The 18,090-nt window shown below is 58.8% G+C and carries 8 protein-coding genes; all 8 read right to left on the reverse strand.

From position 1 onward, the window contains the following. Nucleotides 1-125 precede the first annotated feature (125 nt). Genes dpdD through dpdE form a run of 8 tightly spaced genes read right to left on the reverse strand, consistent with a single transcriptional unit; the run spans nucleotide 126 to nucleotide 18,045 of the window. Entirely contained in the window at nucleotides 126-2,438 is a 2,313-nt protein-coding gene (gene dpdD / locus SGR02S_RS02905; RefSeq protein WP_067105513.1) for a protein DpdD, read from the reverse strand. Beyond that, nucleotides 2,431-2,970, reverse strand: a complete 540-nt coding sequence (gene dpdK / locus SGR02S_RS02910; protein ID WP_067105514.1) for a phospholipase D-like domain-containing protein DpdK — start codon at nucleotides 2,968-2,970, stop codon at nucleotides 2,431-2,433. Before dpdK ends, dpdD begins: the two co-directional genes overlap by 8 nt. Beyond that, nucleotides 2,967-7,490, reverse strand: coding sequence for a protein DpdJ (dpdJ, locus tag SGR02S_RS02915; protein ID WP_169799622.1), 4,524 nt, complete (start codon nucleotides 7,488-7,490; stop codon nucleotides 2,967-2,969). The genes dpdK and dpdJ overlap by 4 nt, the downstream gene beginning before the upstream one ends. Nucleotides 7,491-7,513: 23 nt before the next feature. Continuing rightward, on the reverse strand, nucleotides 7,514-8,230 hold the full coding sequence (locus SGR02S_RS02920; RefSeq protein WP_067105516.1) for a hypothetical protein: 717 nt from the start codon (nucleotides 8,228-8,230) through the stop codon (nucleotides 7,514-7,516). Then, nucleotides 8,227-11,346 (reverse strand): protein DpdH, encoded by a 3,120-nt coding sequence (gene dpdH / locus SGR02S_RS02925; protein ID WP_067105517.1) that lies wholly within the window; start codon nucleotides 11,344-11,346, stop codon nucleotides 8,227-8,229. Before dpdH ends, SGR02S_RS02920 begins: the two co-directional genes overlap by 4 nt. Then, on the reverse strand, nucleotides 11,346-12,245 hold the full coding sequence (dpdG, locus tag SGR02S_RS02930) for a protein DpdG (protein ID WP_067105518.1): 900 nt from the start codon (nucleotides 12,243-12,245) through the stop codon (nucleotides 11,346-11,348). The genes dpdH and dpdG overlap by 1 nt, the downstream gene beginning before the upstream one ends. Next, on the reverse strand, nucleotides 12,242-14,824 hold the full coding sequence (gene dpdF, locus SGR02S_RS02935) for a protein DpdF (protein ID WP_082796914.1): 2,583 nt from the start codon (nucleotides 14,822-14,824) through the stop codon (nucleotides 12,242-12,244). Before dpdF ends, dpdG begins: the two co-directional genes overlap by 4 nt. Then, nucleotides 14,821-18,045 (reverse strand): protein DpdE, encoded by a 3,225-nt coding sequence (gene dpdE, locus SGR02S_RS19480; protein ID WP_276525659.1) that lies wholly within the window; start codon nucleotides 18,043-18,045, stop codon nucleotides 14,821-14,823. The genes dpdF and dpdE overlap by 4 nt, the downstream gene beginning before the upstream one ends. Nucleotides 18,046-18,090: the final 45 nt, after the last annotated feature.

The following is an 18,090-nucleotide window of genomic DNA, read 5'->3' on the forward strand; positions in this document are numbered from 1 at the left end:
GACGCGACGACCTATTTTCTGCTCGACCAACATCGTGATGGCGAATGTCCTGCCTACCGCTTAACCGACTTATCCTGCGGATATTTATCATCGATCGACCATCCGATCGACGTAGCCGCATTCATTTAGCAAACGGCATCGATGACGGCTCGTACGATGCTCGCCGTGCCTTTTCCTAAGGGCATGATCGGTTCGCGATCGTCCATGGCCTCCTTGATGCAATAATAAGCGGAGTGGCTGCTGCTCCGCCAAGCGAAGACGAAGAAGTCGGCATTTTTCGCAAGGCTCGCAAGCCTAGCCGTCGCCACAAGATCGGCATTGAGTATGACTTCAACACCGGGAAACATCGTCTCCAATTGGCTTTTGGCACGGCTTCCGGCCGCTTCGGTGAGAGTGTAAATACCAATAGTCTTGTCCGATAAATCGGGGAGCACGCCTTGGTCGTTCGCCTGCTCTTCAGCATCGATTGCGCCGAGCGCTTCGCGGTCGATCCCATAGTCCTGTGCGAGAATGCGGAATGCATGGCGTTCGTCCGCACGTAAGCGATGAGCAAATCCGATCGTCTTGCCGACGACGAGCAGGAAGAATTGCTGGCGTGCATTTTGGCAATCGACCGACGGCGCAGGTGCGAGGGCCAACGCTTCTGCGACATCCAGCGACCAGCCCACATGCGCTGGCGACCCCATGCGCTCTTCGACGTCGCTCAAAGTATCGAGGAGCGATAGATAATCAGCACTCGAAACGCCGGCTTCCAGAAGCTGGCCGAGCAGTTGAGACAGCAGGGCTAGGTCGATCGACGACAGGCCATCGTCCATCGCGACAAGCATGAAGAGCGTGTTGGCGATCGGCTTGACGCTCGGCAGCATGACTCCCTCGTCGCCGAGGAACGCAGCGTGAATCGAAGGGATTGCATTCCGCACGATCGCCGATCTGTCGCCGCCCACGTTTCCGATCCTGTCGGCGAACTGCTGCGCCCGTTCCGGGGCGCTGCGAATCGCATCCGCATCCCAGGTCACAGCCGCGTCGGCAGGCAGGGTGCTGGCTGTGCCCTCCCGTAGCCCGGCAGCCCAATCGAGCCACCCGCTGGCCGCGTCCGGGACGCTCGCCAATGCCGGCTCAACACCGGCAGGGCTCCCCAAATCCCTCTCGACCGGCAACGCGTCTGCCACCGGGACAACCTCAACCTCAATGGATGGCGGCGAGACCTGCAAAGCCTCATATTTGGCACGGTTTGCTAACGATAATTCTTCGACAAGCTGTCCGGTTTTCTCGACCGTGGCCACGACCTTGTCGATGGCCTCCTGCGTGCGCACGAAGGAGGCACAGTGGATCAGACGGGTGATCGTCCTTTTGCTCTGCGGGAGCGCAAGATAGAGTTCAATGGCGCGATCGAAATTACCGTCATCGAAAGCTTCGTCGGCGGCGTCGATACTCGGCGCCTCGCTCGCGGCGGAAGGGATGGAGATCAGTTCGGCAATAGTACCGGCAACACGCGCGGAATCGGGCAGCAGCGCAGCGAGCTCGGCAATGATTTGCGGGCTGGGCTTCGGGCGGCTTCGCTCGAACAGCAGAAATGCCTTCACTGCGCGCGGCGTCCGAACGCCCCGGCGCGAAGCAAACAGCCGCGGATAACGACTGCCAATCTGTTCGACAAAGGTCGCGAGAAGTTCGTCGCTACTGCCGCTGGCTTCAGGAAGATCGAGATGTGTCCGATACAGCGCCTCGATTAGATCGGCGATAATCTGCGGCGGAAGAACCAACTCGGAGAGCGTCTTGATCAGCCAATGATCATGAGCGATTTGCGGCCATAATCCGAGGCCGGCGCGCATCCGCACATCCAGGAAGCGCAGATTTTCTTCGTTGAGGCGCGCGCTTTGCTTCAACTCGTCCAGCAATACCTGCGCCTGAGCCTGATCCTGGACAAGCAGCGCGCGATCAAACTCCGATCGAATGGCCCCGACCGGGCGGCGTTCAATCTTCTTGCGCCGCGTCCGTCCCGCAAGGAGAGTTGCCAGCGCGCGCAGATCATTGGCGATCCGTTGGTTCGCCGCTTCGTCGGCGCCCGCAAAACGAAAGACGGGCGTACCGAAAGCGCTCCCGAGTGCCGCGGCCATCGGGTCTGCGGCGGCGGGCGAGGTTCGGTCGAAATGCTCGAACCATGCCCGCCCGAACCATGCGTTCAGCAGGCGCTCGAGTTCCCCGGTCCGCTCTTGATCGCGGGCCGCAGCATACCAGCCGGTTATTTTACCGTCCCGAACGAACGGAAGAATTATTGGGGCAATCTGCTCATAGTCGCCGAGCAGTCTGAGCCATGGATCGACAGATTCGGCAATCCCGGACGGGATGCTCCCAGCCGAGAGGGTTACCCAGTCGAGGCCGTTCGGCGCCGCAAAGAAGCGCGAGAGCCAAGGGGCATGGTCAGGGCCGACCTCAGGCATCACCGGCCAAATATGATTCAAAGGCGATCCGTGCCTGGGCGACGGTCTGCCGCGTCGTATCGTAGACGACGTGTTCGTCGTTAAGTTCAAGCCCGTTATAAGTGATGTTCATCGATCCGGTCAGCAATCCGCGGGAAAATAGCAAACCCTTCGTATGAAGGAGTTGACGGCGAACAATCACGAGCTTGTCTCCGACGCCCGCTTCCTGCGCACCTGTCTCGAGCGCCGTCAGCAGCGAGTCATTATGCCCGTCAAAACTCGTCGCGATGCCGAGCGGCGTTCCCCGGGACATGAGATAAACCAACAGTTCAACCAAGCGAACCTCGCGTTCACCCCAATCGGGATTAAGCGCGGAGAAGCCTGCCGCTCGATTGTCGAGAAGGATGACGTTGCTGATCCAGGGGCTGACCAGCCAGGCGCGCTCGTCGCCCGGCGACAGGAGCTCGGACAACAGCATCTGCTGAAGCAACTCGCGGATCAGATTGTGGCTGGTGCTCGCACTCTTGAAAATGCGGCGCGTGGCAAAACTCATTGCAGCGCCTCCGCAATGTCGATGTCGGCCTCGAGATTCCCGCCAACGCGGCGGATTGCCTGGGTCCGTGCAAATACCGAGAGGTAATCCGCTTCGACAGGGTTGGTCGCGAGGAAGGTAAGCGCTTCCGCCATCCGGTCGCTTTGCGCCAGTGCGCAAACGAGGGTAGCGGCGCCGGTCCGTGCCAATTGATCGAGGCATCGCTCGCGCCAGGTCGGGTTATCCAGGTCAATGGTTGCCGTGCCCTCGGGAAGGAAGGCCCGAACAAGCAATGTTTCGGGCGCCGGCAAATCGCTGAATGTCGAGTAAAGGGCGAGGCCCGCCTGGCGAATGTAGGAACCCCGCGGCCAAAGCAGACCATATATAACGCTGAACCGCCATTGGTCGGGGTTGATCGTAGGCGTATCGATACCCGCAGCACCAAGCGCTTGATCGAGATCACTGTTTCGCGAGAGCCTATAGGCGATCACGCGCGCGTCAAGTTCGACGCCAAGTCGGGCTTCCTCTCCGTCCCAGAGCAGCAAAGCATCACGCAGGAAACGATCGCTTTCAGCGCTCGACCCCGGTCGCAAAACGCGATTGCTGAGCGCCACCATAAAGGCGTGCGACGTCACATAGCCCTGTTCCGCAATCAGGTGGCGAAGCGCGGTAAAGGCGCGGTGGGTGGCTTCGGCACCCGACGCTCTTCGCATCGCCTGGAGCGCCTCGGCGAAAGGATCCTCCGGGGCGGCCAAAACAGCATCGTTTACGAAGCGCTTCAACTGGAAATCGCTCAGCGCAAAGTCGTTGTCGCGAAGGGCTGAGCTCATCAATGCGTAGAAACGGCGCGGATCCTCGGCATATACGCGCTGAATCTCCTCGATGTGGCCATTCCCGCCGGGCGACATCTCGCTAATCCACAATTCGCTCGCCTGATCCTGGGATATATCTTCGCCGTCGCGCGGCCCCGCGTGGATGTCGACCACCAGTTCGTCGGTATCTACCTCCGGGCAGAGGCTCTCAATCGCATGAATCAAGGCGGCGGCGATCGTCGCTGTGAAGCGTTCGCGCAACCAGCCTTCCGATTCCTCCCCCAGCGGTTCGTAAAGGCCATGTCCCAATGCCAGAAGGTTGCGTACGACGTCGGGGTTCGCGAGATAGGCCGCAAGATCCTGGCGGAGGCGGTCTTGGGCGTTCCCTTGCGCGCTGGCGTCGTCGACGATTTGCGACTGGAAGAGAAAATTGAGGGTCTGGTCGAGATCGAGATCGGCGCTTCCCCCGGCGAGATTTGCCGCCGCTTGGCGGAGGTCGATCGATTTAGCGACCGCCTCATTGGTCAAGGTTGTCAGAAGCAATTGCGCAAGCCAATCGCGAGCAAATATATTATCGATCCCATCGAGCAGCGGACCGTGCCGCGCTTGGTGATAGAAATAGGCTGTGCGCATCGCTCGCGCGAGTTCGTCGACGCGACCATCGAGATTTTCCCATATGCGGTCAGGCAACGCCAAACGCATACAAAGGGCATCGACCGCGATTGTAAATCCAAGTCCGACCCGTTCGCCTCCAGACTCGAAGTAAAATTCCTTAACTGCCGAAGTTCCGTCCTGGAAAAGGATATTCGCATCACTGCCGAGTGCGACGCGCCGCGTTTCGATCGGACAATGGCCTTGGTGTGTGAAAAATTCCATGGACCGGACATGGTCGGACCATCCGTTTCCAGCAGGTGGCGCAAAAGCCAGTCCGTGCGTGCGCGCGATCAATTGGTTCCGCCACCGCAGCCGCGAATTCGAACTGTCTAGGACGTTGGATGGCGGAAGTGACACGCGAAAACTCCGGGGGCGAAGCACTTGCACTTCGGCAACACCACCGCCGCTCTCGATAGGCCAGCGACCGAGCACTTCGCCCGATGCAAAATCGCCAACGGAAACGGCCTGTTCCCGCATCGCATCGAGTTCGGGTGCAATCCAATGTCGTTCGCGTTCATGGCGCAGACCGAAGCGCCGGGAAACCCGGCCGGGAGAGAATTCGCGCAGCGCTTGGCCGATCGGCATCACCATATTTTCGGGCTCGGCAGAACCGGGCGACGGCGGAAGCGTGATTTGTACCTCAGGCAAATTCAGACTCGTGAACAAATTTGCCGGCGCGAATTCGGGTAGCGGAGCATTGTTCAGCCAATAATCGCCACCGACTTCGCCGGACCAGCGCCAGTTGGTCTCGAGCCGGCGTACAGCGGTCGGCAACACTTCGGTGAGCAAGGGGCGAGGTTGCTCCCAAAGAAGCAGTTGAACATCCTCGATCTTTAACCGCAGCGATTTGGCGAGAAACTCGGCATAACGATCTTGCTCGGCGGGCTGCACGATGATCCGGCGGAGAGTCTGTGCCAGTTGGGTCTGCCGATTTCTATCGGTCGCGCGGTCGCTTGGCTTGGCCAAATCGTGCCAGACGCTGTGTCGGTTCGTCGTATCCGCTGCCGCGAGATAGTCGAGGGTCGCATATACCGCTTGAATGCGCTGTATGTAGCGATTTGTGGTCGGAAGCGACCGCACCGGCAGTTCGGGATCGAAAAGTAAATCATAGCCCTGATAGGCGATGCGATCGCGGCCATAATCCGAGAGGATTGCGACCGTCCAGGGCCGCATCCTTCGCAAACGTCCCGCTCGCCCTTTGCGTTGCAGGAACTGGGCGACGTCACGCGGTGCCTTGTGCTGGATGACCGCTCCGACCCGAGGGTCGTTAAAGCCCACCTCGAGCGCGGCCGTGGCCACAATAATGTCGAGATTATTGCCGACGCCTGGATCCATCGACATGACCCGGCCCACCGATTTTCGATCTTGCTGCTGGAGCGTATGACCGATCCGGGTCACTGCATCCCAGTCCTGACCGTCGAGCTTGCGGCTCTCGACCGTAGAGGGAAACCGCAAGGTCGCGAGGCCCCCCGTCGGCTTGCGACGCATATCCGGAGCGCCGCGTCGGTCCCGCCCTTCCGCATCGAGCATCGCAAAATACATACGATTGGTCACATCGATGTCGTCGGTAAACAGGAAGAGGCGCTCACCAACAACGCCTTCGCTTCTACGGCTTGCCGGGTCATCGAGAATCCGGGACAAGAGCATTGCCGTCTGGATCGAAGTCGAGAGCAAGGCCGTCCGTGAGACAGGGTCGCCGCGCAGGGCGAGCATATATTCGGCGCCTTCGGAAATCATGTCAGCGCGCGATGGCGTGACCTCGGCGCACGCGGCCTCAGAAAGCCCGGTGAGACGGGCGAAGAAACGCGCGCCATCTTTCAGCGTCGCAGAAAGTCCGACGAAAGATACGGGGCGCCTGAGCAACCAGCGCCAACGGCGGATAAGATAGGCCACCTGCGCACCGGAAGTGCCAGCATAAGTGTGTACTTCGTCGAGTAGCATCAGTTCGGCAGGGCGTGCAGCACGGTCACCCACACCAAAAAGATGCCGATAGCGACCATCGCCGATCCGCTGGTTCAACATCTCGGTGGTCGTGAAAAGAATGTCCGGACTTTCCCGCACAAGCCTTTCACGCGTCAGAATGACCTCATCGCTCTCGATCGTCGCGTCACAGGTCAGGCAGCAGAGACGCTCGCGTTTCTCTGCCCGATCGGCGTCGAGCCAGACCATGTCGCCCAGACAATGCTCCGTCGGGCACCGGATAAAATCGCACCGCAACCCCCCGCTGATCTGTTGCCATCCGGTCTTGGTATTATGGGCGAATACCGCGCTATGCGGCGTCGGACCGAAAAATGTGCCGATCAGGATCTTGCGTCGACCCTTTGCGCTCAAGCTCGCGTCCAGACGGCGCGCCTGCGAATATACCTCGGCGAATTGATCCTTGAGCAATTCGTTGCGCGGATAAAGAGCCAGGACTTTCACCCAGCGCACTGTAGCCGGATCTGTTTCGATATGCGCCGCAACACGCGCCAGCGCGGGCAGATAGAAAGCAAGCGTCTTGCCGCTACCGGTGCCGGCGCTTACCAATGTCCCGGAAGATCGGCCGTTGAAACCGGCGAGGATCCGCGCTGTCGCCTTGACCTGAAAATCGGCGAGCGCAAAATCGGAGCCGTAGCTGCTGACCAGCGCAGCAAGTGCGCCGCGAACAGCCTTGTTATCGGTCGCTTCATTAACAACGCGCACCGCATCAGCGGCCAGCTTGTCTCGTTTCGGATAACTTCGGCGGCGCCACAAGAAGCGGAAATCGGCAACGAGCGTCGGGGCGGTCTGCCAAAGGATCGGTCCGGCATGTTTCGGAAAAAGTTGGCGCAAACGAAAGCTCAACCGTACGGCCTCGGCCATTCTAGACCTGTAGCGCGCCTCATTATCGTCGCCGACATTCAGGATTAGTGCGCGCGCGATTAGTGCCGCGATAACTTCGCCGGCCCCAAGATATGAAACATTCCGGCCGACAACCGGGTCGTCGAGAAATTCGTCGATGATGCCGTGAAGCTCCGCAGGAGCAACATGGCTATCGACCAATCCCCAACTCAACAGGCGCGCTTCCATTTGCTCGACAGCGTCGAGCACCGCCATTAGCAAGCCTTCGTCACCCTCCATCACGCGGCGACAATGCGATAGGAATCGAAGGCGTCATTGTCCTTGAGCCACGCGATGACGCCGGGCGTCAGCAGCGTCAGCGCAGCACCTCTCGCTTGGACGGCTTCTAGGAACTTCTTCACATCGTCCGGCACTGCAAAATCGAATTCGCCGGCGATGGTCTTCAAATCGGAGGCCAGTTGGAGCACGGCGACGATCTCCGCTGTGCTCGAAGGCATCGTCTCAAAGGCCATACGGAACGCTTGATGCTTGCTCTCATAACGAGTGAGCGCGCTGTTGTTCTGATCGGTTCCGGCAATCCGACTGCGAACTACTGCAGGCGCGTCACCAGTAAAAATGACGCCGCGATACGCCTTCCACGCTACCTTGGCATCCTTAGCAAGCTCGGTTGCGGCGGCTACGAGGTCGCGTGTGAGCGTCGTCCATGACTTGCCGACCTTGAGCGTGCCCGATCTCGGATCCTGCACGAATTTGTCTCGCAAAGCAGCGGCGCGCGCGCGCGCTGCGGAGAGCGACGCGGGAGTTTCGGTCACTACGCCCGCCTTGGCGAGAACGCGGGACTGCACCAAACTCCGTTCGAGCTCCTCGACATCCTCGGCGAGTTCACGGCGAAGGTCGGTGAGCAATGCGGTTTCCTGGACGTTGGAACCCATCGCATCGAGCGTTTCGAGCTGCTCGCGCAGCGCCGCGGCACGGAGTGGAAGAGCGGCACTCATTGTGTATCTCCAAGGGTTGTCGTATCCGCAGCAACGCGATCGAATAGTGCGATGATGTCTGTTGCGACAATCATCGGATCCGACTGGCGCCGCGCTTCCATCTGTTTTTCGACGCGTGGCGTCCCGAGCGACACAAGCGCCTCGGTATCCTTCAGGAAACCGAGAGTGCGTTGGATAAGACCGAGATCGATGACACCGAGCGCGTTCAACAATCTAGGTAATTGGTCACGCTCCGCTTCGCTGACCATTGCAGCCGCATTGACTAGTTCGGCATAAGGACTCGTCTGAAACTCGGTGAGATTCCGCCCGAACCGCGCGACATCGAAATTGGCTTGGCTCGGCCAGCATTGAGTTTTCTGCAAGAGATGGACAATGGTTTTAAGGTCGGCAACGAATGCATTTTTGTCGAGCTTCTCGTCGTCTAGGAAGTCGCCGACCTCGTCCCGGAATTGCCGCAATAACGCGATCACCGGTTGCACGCGGGCCCAGATGCGGTCTTCGCTTAGCGAAGGCAGAAACATCCGAATATCTTCGGAGACAGCGTCCGGTAGCGTTGCGCGTTCTTCGGGTGGCAACTGCAGCGCATCATAGATACGAACGAGATCGATAGCAAAAGGCGTACGACCATTGCCCTGATAGCTTGCCGAGCGGTCGCGCAGAGCGTCCTGCAAGAGTTTGCGAATATCACGTCCGCTGCTTCCATTGAGTGCATGCGTGCGCAATTGATCCCATTGCGGTTCGACACTCGAGCCATCGAACGACGCGGGTTGGTCAAAAAGCGCGGCCAGCATCGCCTGCGGTCCCGCGATGCGAACGGGCGGTTGCATACCGGCGATCCGGGCCTGCGTAAGCAACGCATTGCCAAGGAAATATCCCGCAGCCTTCGCGTCGGCTATCAGCATCGGTTCCAGTTGCCGGCGAAGGTCATCGACGATTTGCATCGCGGCGACATAATCGTCATCACCTTCGGGATAGTCCCAACCGCTCCCATGATGCTGGTAGCGCAACGCACCGAACATACCCTGCCGCATTGTCCCATCTTCGTCGCGATAATCGGTACAGACCGTTAATTCGCGCCCGCCTGTAGGATTATTGCTGGCACCGGCGATAGCGATCCAGCGGCCGCTGACCTCGACTTCAGGAATACGAAGTCCCGATCCGTCGATGGACTTTTGCAACAGCTCAGCCAATGCATTGCGGATCGCACGCGCATCGGCCTGAATGAGTGGCTCGCCTGTCGCCCAGCGGTCGAGTTTTCCGACCCATGCCGCGATTTTCGGGTCTACCGGGTCTTCCCCAGAAGCTTGATCCACCACTGCAGTCCCGCTGCTTGTAGTCGGCGTATCTGGAGTCGCGGACGGAGGCGTCTCGACCTTCTTGACGAATTTGACGTTCGTAAGATCTTCCGGCGTCGGTACGCCGAAGGTACGAAAAACGAGAGGCTGGACGTGCGCCAGCGTTTTCGCATCAGGAGCATTACCGCCCCACATCACGAGTGTGCTCTGCAGGCGCCGCTTTTCCGGATCGGGGATGCTCAATTGCCGGACGAGATTGGCCAAATATCCGTTGGGCTGGAGCCCGTGATATGCGGCCGGCGGAAATTCGCCCCGTATATAGCTATCGCGATCGAGCAACGTATTTCTCAGTATCTCGTTGATCACGCGACGCGGGTTGAATGTGAGTTTTGCGTTTTCGAGAAGATGATGCTCGACAAGGCGCTCGATGGCGGCGCGATTGAACGGGAACAGGGGAAACCCGGCCTCGGACTGGCCGAATGCTTCAAGAGCGGCCGCCTCCTCCTCTGATCGGGCATCGTCATGCCAGATCGGCAGCCAACCGGCCTGTGCGTGCGCCGATCGATTCCGGCTGAAGCGTTCTTTCAATCCCTCCTCGCCCCAGCGGGCGGCATTGAGATAGGCTCCGACCATCTCGACCACGGCCGCCTTCGTCTCGGCCTCGCTCTGCGGCGCGTTTCCGATCATCCATACGCGCTGCGCGCGCGTCAAAATGGTTTCGCGTGAGGTGAGATAACCATCGGTTAGTGCCAGCGCTGTCCGCATCGTGGCATAGACCTGCTTTCCATCGCGCGTGCCTTCTTGAATGCACACATTCAGCAGGGCCTCCTGGATACCGGAGAGAGCCGCGAAGTCTTCGACGAGGAGTACCAATTCCTTGCCGTCTTCCAAAAGCGACTCGCGGACCCCCAGAATGATATCCTGCAGCGTCAGCCCGCCGCTGCTCTGCTCGAGCCGGAACACATGACTGATAGCGCGGTCCACCACCGAATTGAGAAGCTTCGCAATGGGCTCGCGCCGGGTGGCATCGGCGACAGCAATTTGCGAGAGATAATAGTTGCGGACGGGAAAGGCAGCCTCCGAAATATCGCAGCTTTCGGGAACGAGAAGATCATCGCCGAAAAATTGCGTATCCGTTTCGCCGCCGATGCTTTCTTCATCGCGCCCTTTGATTGCGCGGGAAATGATCCGATTGAAGACGGTGTCTGCATAATGTTCATGAAGAACAGCGTCCCGAAAAAGCTTGGGCAGTTGCTCGGCATGCCCGATGAGCGAACGAAGTTCTGCGCCCCGACTGGCATCCTCCGAAACTTGCGCACGCATTTCCTTCGCGCGGTCTGCCAAGGCATTCTGTAGTTCGGCGATGAATCTGACGATGATCTGCGAGGCGTTCACTTCAGCGACCGCCTTGCTCAGCTCATCGCGCGGTTTGGCGTAACGGGGGTTGTTCTTGAGGGGCTCCAGGATGAGTTCGACGACCTTGCGCAAACTCGCACTCTTCGGAATTCGAATAACGAGCAAATCTTTATAACGTTTGGACCGTTGCAACTGCGCATCGAGCCAGCGGATGACGTGCGATTTTCCGACGCCCGATGGTCCGGTGATTGGGCACAAGATATAGCCCGCCGGGACATCCTCGCTAAGGAAAGCATCCAGCAATTGTTTCTCGGAAACCACCGTCTCGCGGTTTGTGACCGCAGCGCGTGCGACAAGCGGAGTTGGCTGATGCACGGCGAGGAGAACCGAGACATCGGCTGTCTCCGCCTCATTCTTGACGCACGCGTTCACGGCATCGGCGCTAGGCCAATAAGCTTCGAGCATTACCGGACCTTCTTCGCGACAAAATTGATATGGCTGACGTCGCGCCATCGCTTCCCGGCGCGCCCCGTCAGCGAGATTCCTTCGCCGGCGTCGCTTCTTTGCTCGAGTTTGAGCGATCCTTCGCGATCAAGGCGCTGCAGAGCGCGAGACAATGATGTCGAAACGCTGCCTTCATTTGGTCTTGGCCAAATCCCGTCCTTCAGTGCCGCTTCCACCTCCCGACGATATTTGCCCCCATCAAGGATTGGGACGGCTTCAGACAAGCGACCGACGAATTCACCCGCGAGCAAAATTTTGGCGCTTCCGAAAATATCAGGCAGCGTATCCCGAACGGCTTCGGTCGGGTCGATGTTCCAACTGCCTGCATCGCGCGCGAATCCGAGATAGGGCATCCAGGCCCGCAACCCGTTCCACCGCGTATCATTTTGTATGATCGTCGTGGTTCTGGGATCGGCGATCTGGCGCGCTGCGAGGCTTTCCCATCCAGCTACAGTAGAGGGCATGGCGTACACATCCTGTGCGAGCATCCACGCCGCCCCCCTAGAGAAATCAGCGCTTTGGGCACCTTCCGCGTCCCAGAAGCGGGCATTATTTTCCTCTTTCAATACGAGCCTCCGCGCCACATCGGGCAATCGCGCCTCGGCGACATCGGGTTTTGTGCCGAGGATGGCGCGATAAGGCTCCGCGATAGCGAAAGTATCTTTACCGACTTCGAAAAGCCCGAGCGAAGTCCAGCGAGTCAACGTGCGCCCCAAATGCCCTGCATCGAACGAATCTATCATGCTCCCGCAAGCGGCCAGAAGCTGCTCGGTGTCGCGCGGCGAAAAGCGGACGGCCGCTCTCACCAGGATAATCAGAACATTGTAAAGCCCGTCGCTCGGACGGTTCAGGATGGTCACGATCGGGCTCCGCGCAGAAACTGCTCTTGGGTCAAAATATTGGATCCGGTATCGCCTAGGTGCCTCAGAGGATGATCGGGATCCGAGGCCGTGCGCGACGCAAGAACTACGTGGACCGGTTTGCGAAGGTCAAGCAGAGCGCGATCGATGTCGAGCGTGTCGAAAATAGTTGCCCGCGGCAATTGGTACATCGATCCGCACCGCCTTTCTTCCGCGATGTCCTGCAGAAAGATCATGCCGCCGGGAACGCGTTGATGCAGCGTCGCGTAACGGGGTTCCTTTGCGCGAAAACTCGCCGGAAGGCAGAGTTCGCGAATACCGAAGGTCGAGACCAAAGCTTCGACAACGGGGTAGATCGATTTCGCGTCCAAGGGCCCCGGAAACAGAAGATAGACGGGTGACGAAAGGTCGAGATGCCTGAACCGCTGGGTCCAGGTCGCCGCATCAAAGGGCCACAGCCCTTCAATCCCGGTTGCGGTCGGTTCTGCATAGCCCTGAACCGGACCTCCAATCGCACGATCTGCAGGACATCCACCGCACGCCCGCGACACGATGATTGTCCGGCCCGGCTCATGATTGCGGTATAGCCGTTCGAGCAGAGCCGAGAACTCGTGCGAAGCGGAAAGCATTTCTTCGAGCAGGTCCTGGCCGGCATTGGATGATTTGAAGGCGCGCGTTCTTTCGGCCCCAAGGTCGCGTACAAATATCTCCTTCGTACGATGGCCGGGTTGACTGAGCCGGATAACCGTATGCCGAAAGTATTCGGCCCAATCATCCTCGTTGTCGGCGTCGAAGCCCCCGCCCGCTGCGCTTTCGAGATCGGCGAACCGCGCAGGTGACTGAGATTCAAGTTCGAGCATCTTTGCCCGGGCCATCATGATCAGCGTCCGCATATTCCAGGCCTGGTTATAGTCCGATTCCTGACGGAGTCGGTCCGGCACGGTTCCGAGGTCGATTTCACAGAGCATCCCATAATCGTCGAGTTTGTCGGCACTGTCATACATGGCCGCCCAACGCTCGAAAGCGAGATCGTCGCTGATCAGCGACGGCGCTGCGATTCCTTTGGCAACCTCGATATCTTTCTGAGAATAGATAAGGAACGATCCCGAACGACAACCGTCGCGGCCGCCGCGCCCGACCTCTTGGTAAAAGCGATCAAGCGTTTCCGGAACCGCCGCGTGGACAATTGTGCGAACATCGCGCTTATCAATGCCCACACCGAAGGCCGATGTGGCGACCATTCCGTCGAGTTTGTTCTCTGCCCACGCGGTGATTGCGGCCACACGCTCGGCATGCGGCGTATTGCCATGGAAGCTGGCGACGCGCTCATAGCCTTCGGCTTTGAGAATTCTCAGCCAGTCATCTGCGTCGTTCCGCTTGGTTACATAGAGGATGAAGGGCCGAGGCGCGTACCGCAAAATCTCAAGTACCTTGCGCCGTTTGGACAAGATGTCGTCGTCACGATAGACCCAATATTGCGGCTCGGGTCGCAAATAGATCGACGCCATCATCTGGACGCTTCTTGCCGGACCGAACAGGGCGTCGATCGTTTCGATGGTGTCCGGCGCCAGTGTCCCCGACATCAAAATGGTCCGGAAAGGCGTCGTGGGGCACGCAGCGAGCAAGCCGCGCCGTACGCCAGCGAGCATTTGAAATGCCGGTCGGAACCCATCGCCCCACTGGCTGACGAGATGCGCTTCGTCGATGACGAGATACGAGAGCAGGTTGAACCGGGCGGCATCATAGAGGGCCGGCAGGAGCGCGCCGACTACGGCTTCCGGCGAACAATAGAGAACGCCTTGCGTACCTCCTCGAATTGCCGATTTGATGGCGTCCCGCATTTCGGAAGAGAGGCCCGCGTGCCATGCAATTTGCGGGATAGGCCGTCCCGGAAAACGCTTGCGCAACAACTCGGTCATTTGCCGAGCCTGATCCAGAACGAGCGCGGTCGTCGGAACCACACACAGCACAAGGCCCGATTCCAGTCCGCGCGCCAAAACCGGAGCCTGCGCAACGAAGCTTTTGCCTGAACCGGTCGGCAATCCGACAATCAATGTTTCGCCAGGCGGTAAAACCAAAGCGCTGCGTACGGCCTCGCGCTGACCTGGAGAAACATAGTGGGAGAAGCCACTCGCTTCACCCAGAAAAGGATCGATCTCGCGTTGCCGATCATTGCGAACGTTCGTCTCAGCAAATATTTCTTCGAAAACAGGCTGGTCGGACGACGCTAACCATTCAGGCCGCCAGGGTTGGGCGTCAATGAGCCCGAAACCGCTTTGCTCGCTGTGTAGCCGAATGCCATATTGTCGCCAAAGCTGCGCCTGCGGCCAGTCGCTGGACGTCGGAACGCGAAGGTGGGTTGTGCTGCCCGAACGCTGGGACTCTCTGCGAAGCACATGACGGAGGAGAGCAATCAGGTCACATTTGCAGACAAGGCGACCCGCCTTTTGAGACTGGACAAGTATCTGAAGAATTCGTTCGAAGATGCCATCTCCGTCGGGGGAGGCCTGAGGTAAAATGTAGCCGTGCAAATCGGCGATCGCGTCTTCAAGAGCCGAGAAATCGAACGGCGCTGTCATAGTCCACCCATTAGGCGATCGGTCGCAGCAGCGCTCCCTGCCATGAAGACCGCGCCGATTGTTTCGAGACGCACTTGCGGGCGAAGAATACCCTCGCGGGTTGCCACCGCAATGGCGCGTTCAAGCTCAAGTGGCGCGCCGTCCGCCGATGGATCCTGCCCAACACGGACCTCAAGCTGCGATATCCGTCCATAGTCAATCGTTGCAGCCTCGGCTGCGGCCGCGTTCAGTCGCGTGATGAAGTCCGTGTCTTCACGCAAACATTCTTCTGCGCTCGCTCGGCCCTGAGCGCAAAATTCACTCCAATAGGCAAGACAGTCGATCTGCAAGCTCCGCACGCGCCGCCATCTGCGGGCATTGATGTTGATGTCTCGCCCTTGGTCGCCACCGGGATCATAGGGTCGCCCGAGCATCGCGCGCAATTCGCCCTGCGGAACAGGTCTAAGGCTGCTGTCGAGCCAGATGGTCTGGAAGGACGGTGCGAGAGCAAGGTCGCCCCGTCGACGCAGTGCCGCACGCGCAGCGGCGCTATCGCTTCCATGTGCGCCGAGCACTGCATAGACAGCTTCGAGATCCACCTCCGCGAGAAAGTCAAAGCGTAAAAACACATCTGCGACCTGATCGGCGACATATCGAGAGTCTTCGCGCCATAGGGCAAAGGAACGCCCGCGATCGTCAGAGTCTGTGATAGCGCCGATACCAGCCAAAAATGGTTCGCCATATCGAAGCAAGCGCACACCGGCCTCGCGTCCATAGCGGCTGAGCACCGCGCGGCGTTGAAAACTGAAGGGGACAGATTTGATTGAACGTCCGGATCGGGAATCTTTGATCAAATCGAGCGAATTCGAGCAATGATCCAAAAACAGTGGAAGCGGTAGAAGGGTATGGCCTCGTTCCGTCGCATATACGTAGCGGAAAGGGGACGCTTTGGGATCAGCAATCGGATTCGCGCTCGTCAGACGGCCGAACATCAAAGTCTGTTCGAGCCACAATGTCGTATCATCGGCAATCTGACGCCAGTCATCGTCTACATCGCATAACAGGTCTGTGAGATCCGACGGCGGAGTGCCAAGCGCATCGAGTGCATCTTGTTGGTCGATCGCCTTGAGTTCTTTCTCGATGCGCCCCCCATCACCGGCATCCGCATCGACCAACTTTTCAAGCGCCTCATAACCCTCGTCAAACAAGAGAGCCGGAAGGTTACGAACCGTAGCGTCGATCAGATATTGAAGGCTGGCGACGGAGCGGTCGAAAATTTTGAGCGCGCCGTCCAGATACTTTGTCCAGACCTCCTCAAGCGGATCATCTTCACATAAGAGCAGGATCGACCGTACAGACTCTCCAGAGCCATATCGATCCACCCGTCCGAGACGTTGCTCCAATCGATTAGGGTTAAGCGGTGTATCATAATGCACTACGACTTTCCGACCGCCTTGGAGATTGAGACCTTCTTCCGCCCGGCGATCGCACACTAGAATGCGATGATCCGGGTGTAGGTTGAACAAGTCCCAGCCATTATCCTGGGGATCGTGCCGATCGACCGGGCACCGCATGGTGGAACGCAGATGGTCTGCAAGCGCATTGGCGGTCGAGCTATCGCTGCAGAAGACGACACATTTGCACCCTTGCTCGAGCATTGAGTCCATAGCGGCGACCATCGCCCGCGCGCGATCCTCGAACAGACCGTCTCGCTCCAGGGTCCGCGCGATCGCTGTGAAGCGGTCAATATTTCCTACTGCTTCGGGACGACGCGCAAGAAAGCCAACCATGCCGGCCCCCGACACAGCATATTGTGACGCGCGATCGAGTACCTGCGAAAAGGCGACGTGGCGCCGCTTGCCATTTTCGCCTGGTTCATCTCCCAAGGCGATCGCCTCCGCGAATTTCCAATCCTCCACCGCCGCGGTCAGTGCGCGGCGATCCGCGCTCCGGTAGCGATGGACAACAGCACCGGCTCGGTTCGGGGTCAGGCCGACAACATTTCGGCGGCGGTGCCGGAGAATTCGCCGATTGAGTCGGTAGACCTCGCTCAGATGTGCACGCGTTTTACCGATAGCCTCGATCAGCGCCGGATCCCCTTCGTCCGGCATCTGCTCGACGATGGCCCGCAACGCTGCGACATGTGCCTGCAGCAAACCGTCATCAGGAAAGAGTTCCACCAGAGCGTCAAGCATATGGTCGAGATAGAGTGCGTTTTCAGGCACGAGGCCCGCTACGATTTCGGCGAGCGGTTGGCGCGCCAAGATCTTTGCCTGGAATGCTTCGATGCTATCGAGGGGGTAATTCGCCGGATCCAATATGTGCAGCATGGCGAGGAAGCCACGTTCATTGTGCAGAACAGGCGTAGCTGACAACAGCAGGACCCGCTCGATCGATGCCGCCGCTGCAGCGATCTTGGTATAAATTCCGGCGCCAGCATCCCGACCAATGAGATGATGCGCCTCGTCGACGACCAGCATCACGGCGCGCGAAAACAAAGGTTCACAAGCGTCGACCCCACTCATCGAAACGATATGAATCGATTTACCGAGAAGGTCGCCAAGCAGAAATTTTTCGCTGAGTTCGCTGCGCCATTGCAGGACAAGCGCATCGGGTACGACGATCAGGATTGTTACGTCGTTTCCACAATCGAGCACGCACTGCCGGATCAAGATGCCAGCCTCGATCGTCTTTCCCAAGCCGACTTCATCGGCAAGAAGATATCGTTGGACGGGATCCTGCAGTATCCGCCGTACCACCTCAATCTGGTGACTTTCCAACTCGATCGCGGAAGACAGCAGGGCCGACATGCCTAGCGATGCAGCACGTTGGGCTAACTGACTACGCCTAAATGCGCTGCGACCGTCAGAAAAGCGGGGGCTTTCGTTGATGTGATTGGCGAGAAACGGTGTTGGGTCGGTAATCGGTCTCGCCCAACGGGTAAACACGTCGACCACGTTCAGATGCTTGGTGGCCTTGTTAGGAAACTGGACCAATTGCGTGTCGCCATGGTCATCAAGCAGGCGTCCGATTTCCCAAGCGCCGATAGAAATATCATAATGATAAACGCGCGTTTGCTCGGGAATGCGCGTTGGTGCCACGGCATCCGCAGGTAGTGACACACTGATCGGGCTAGCGGACGGCGCATCAAAATATTGTACGGTACACCGATCGCCGATGCAGTCTATCTGCTTGCCTATTCCCCAAGCCGCATGCTCGCCTACGAGCGCTCTTACAAACACTACCCCCCCCCGAATCAGCGCTTCGATTGTACTGAAGTCTTAGCG

Source organism: Sphingopyxis granuli NBRC 100800 (genome assembly GCF_001591045.1).
Classification (GTDB): domain Bacteria; phylum Pseudomonadota; class Alphaproteobacteria; order Sphingomonadales; family Sphingomonadaceae; genus Sphingopyxis; species Sphingopyxis granuli.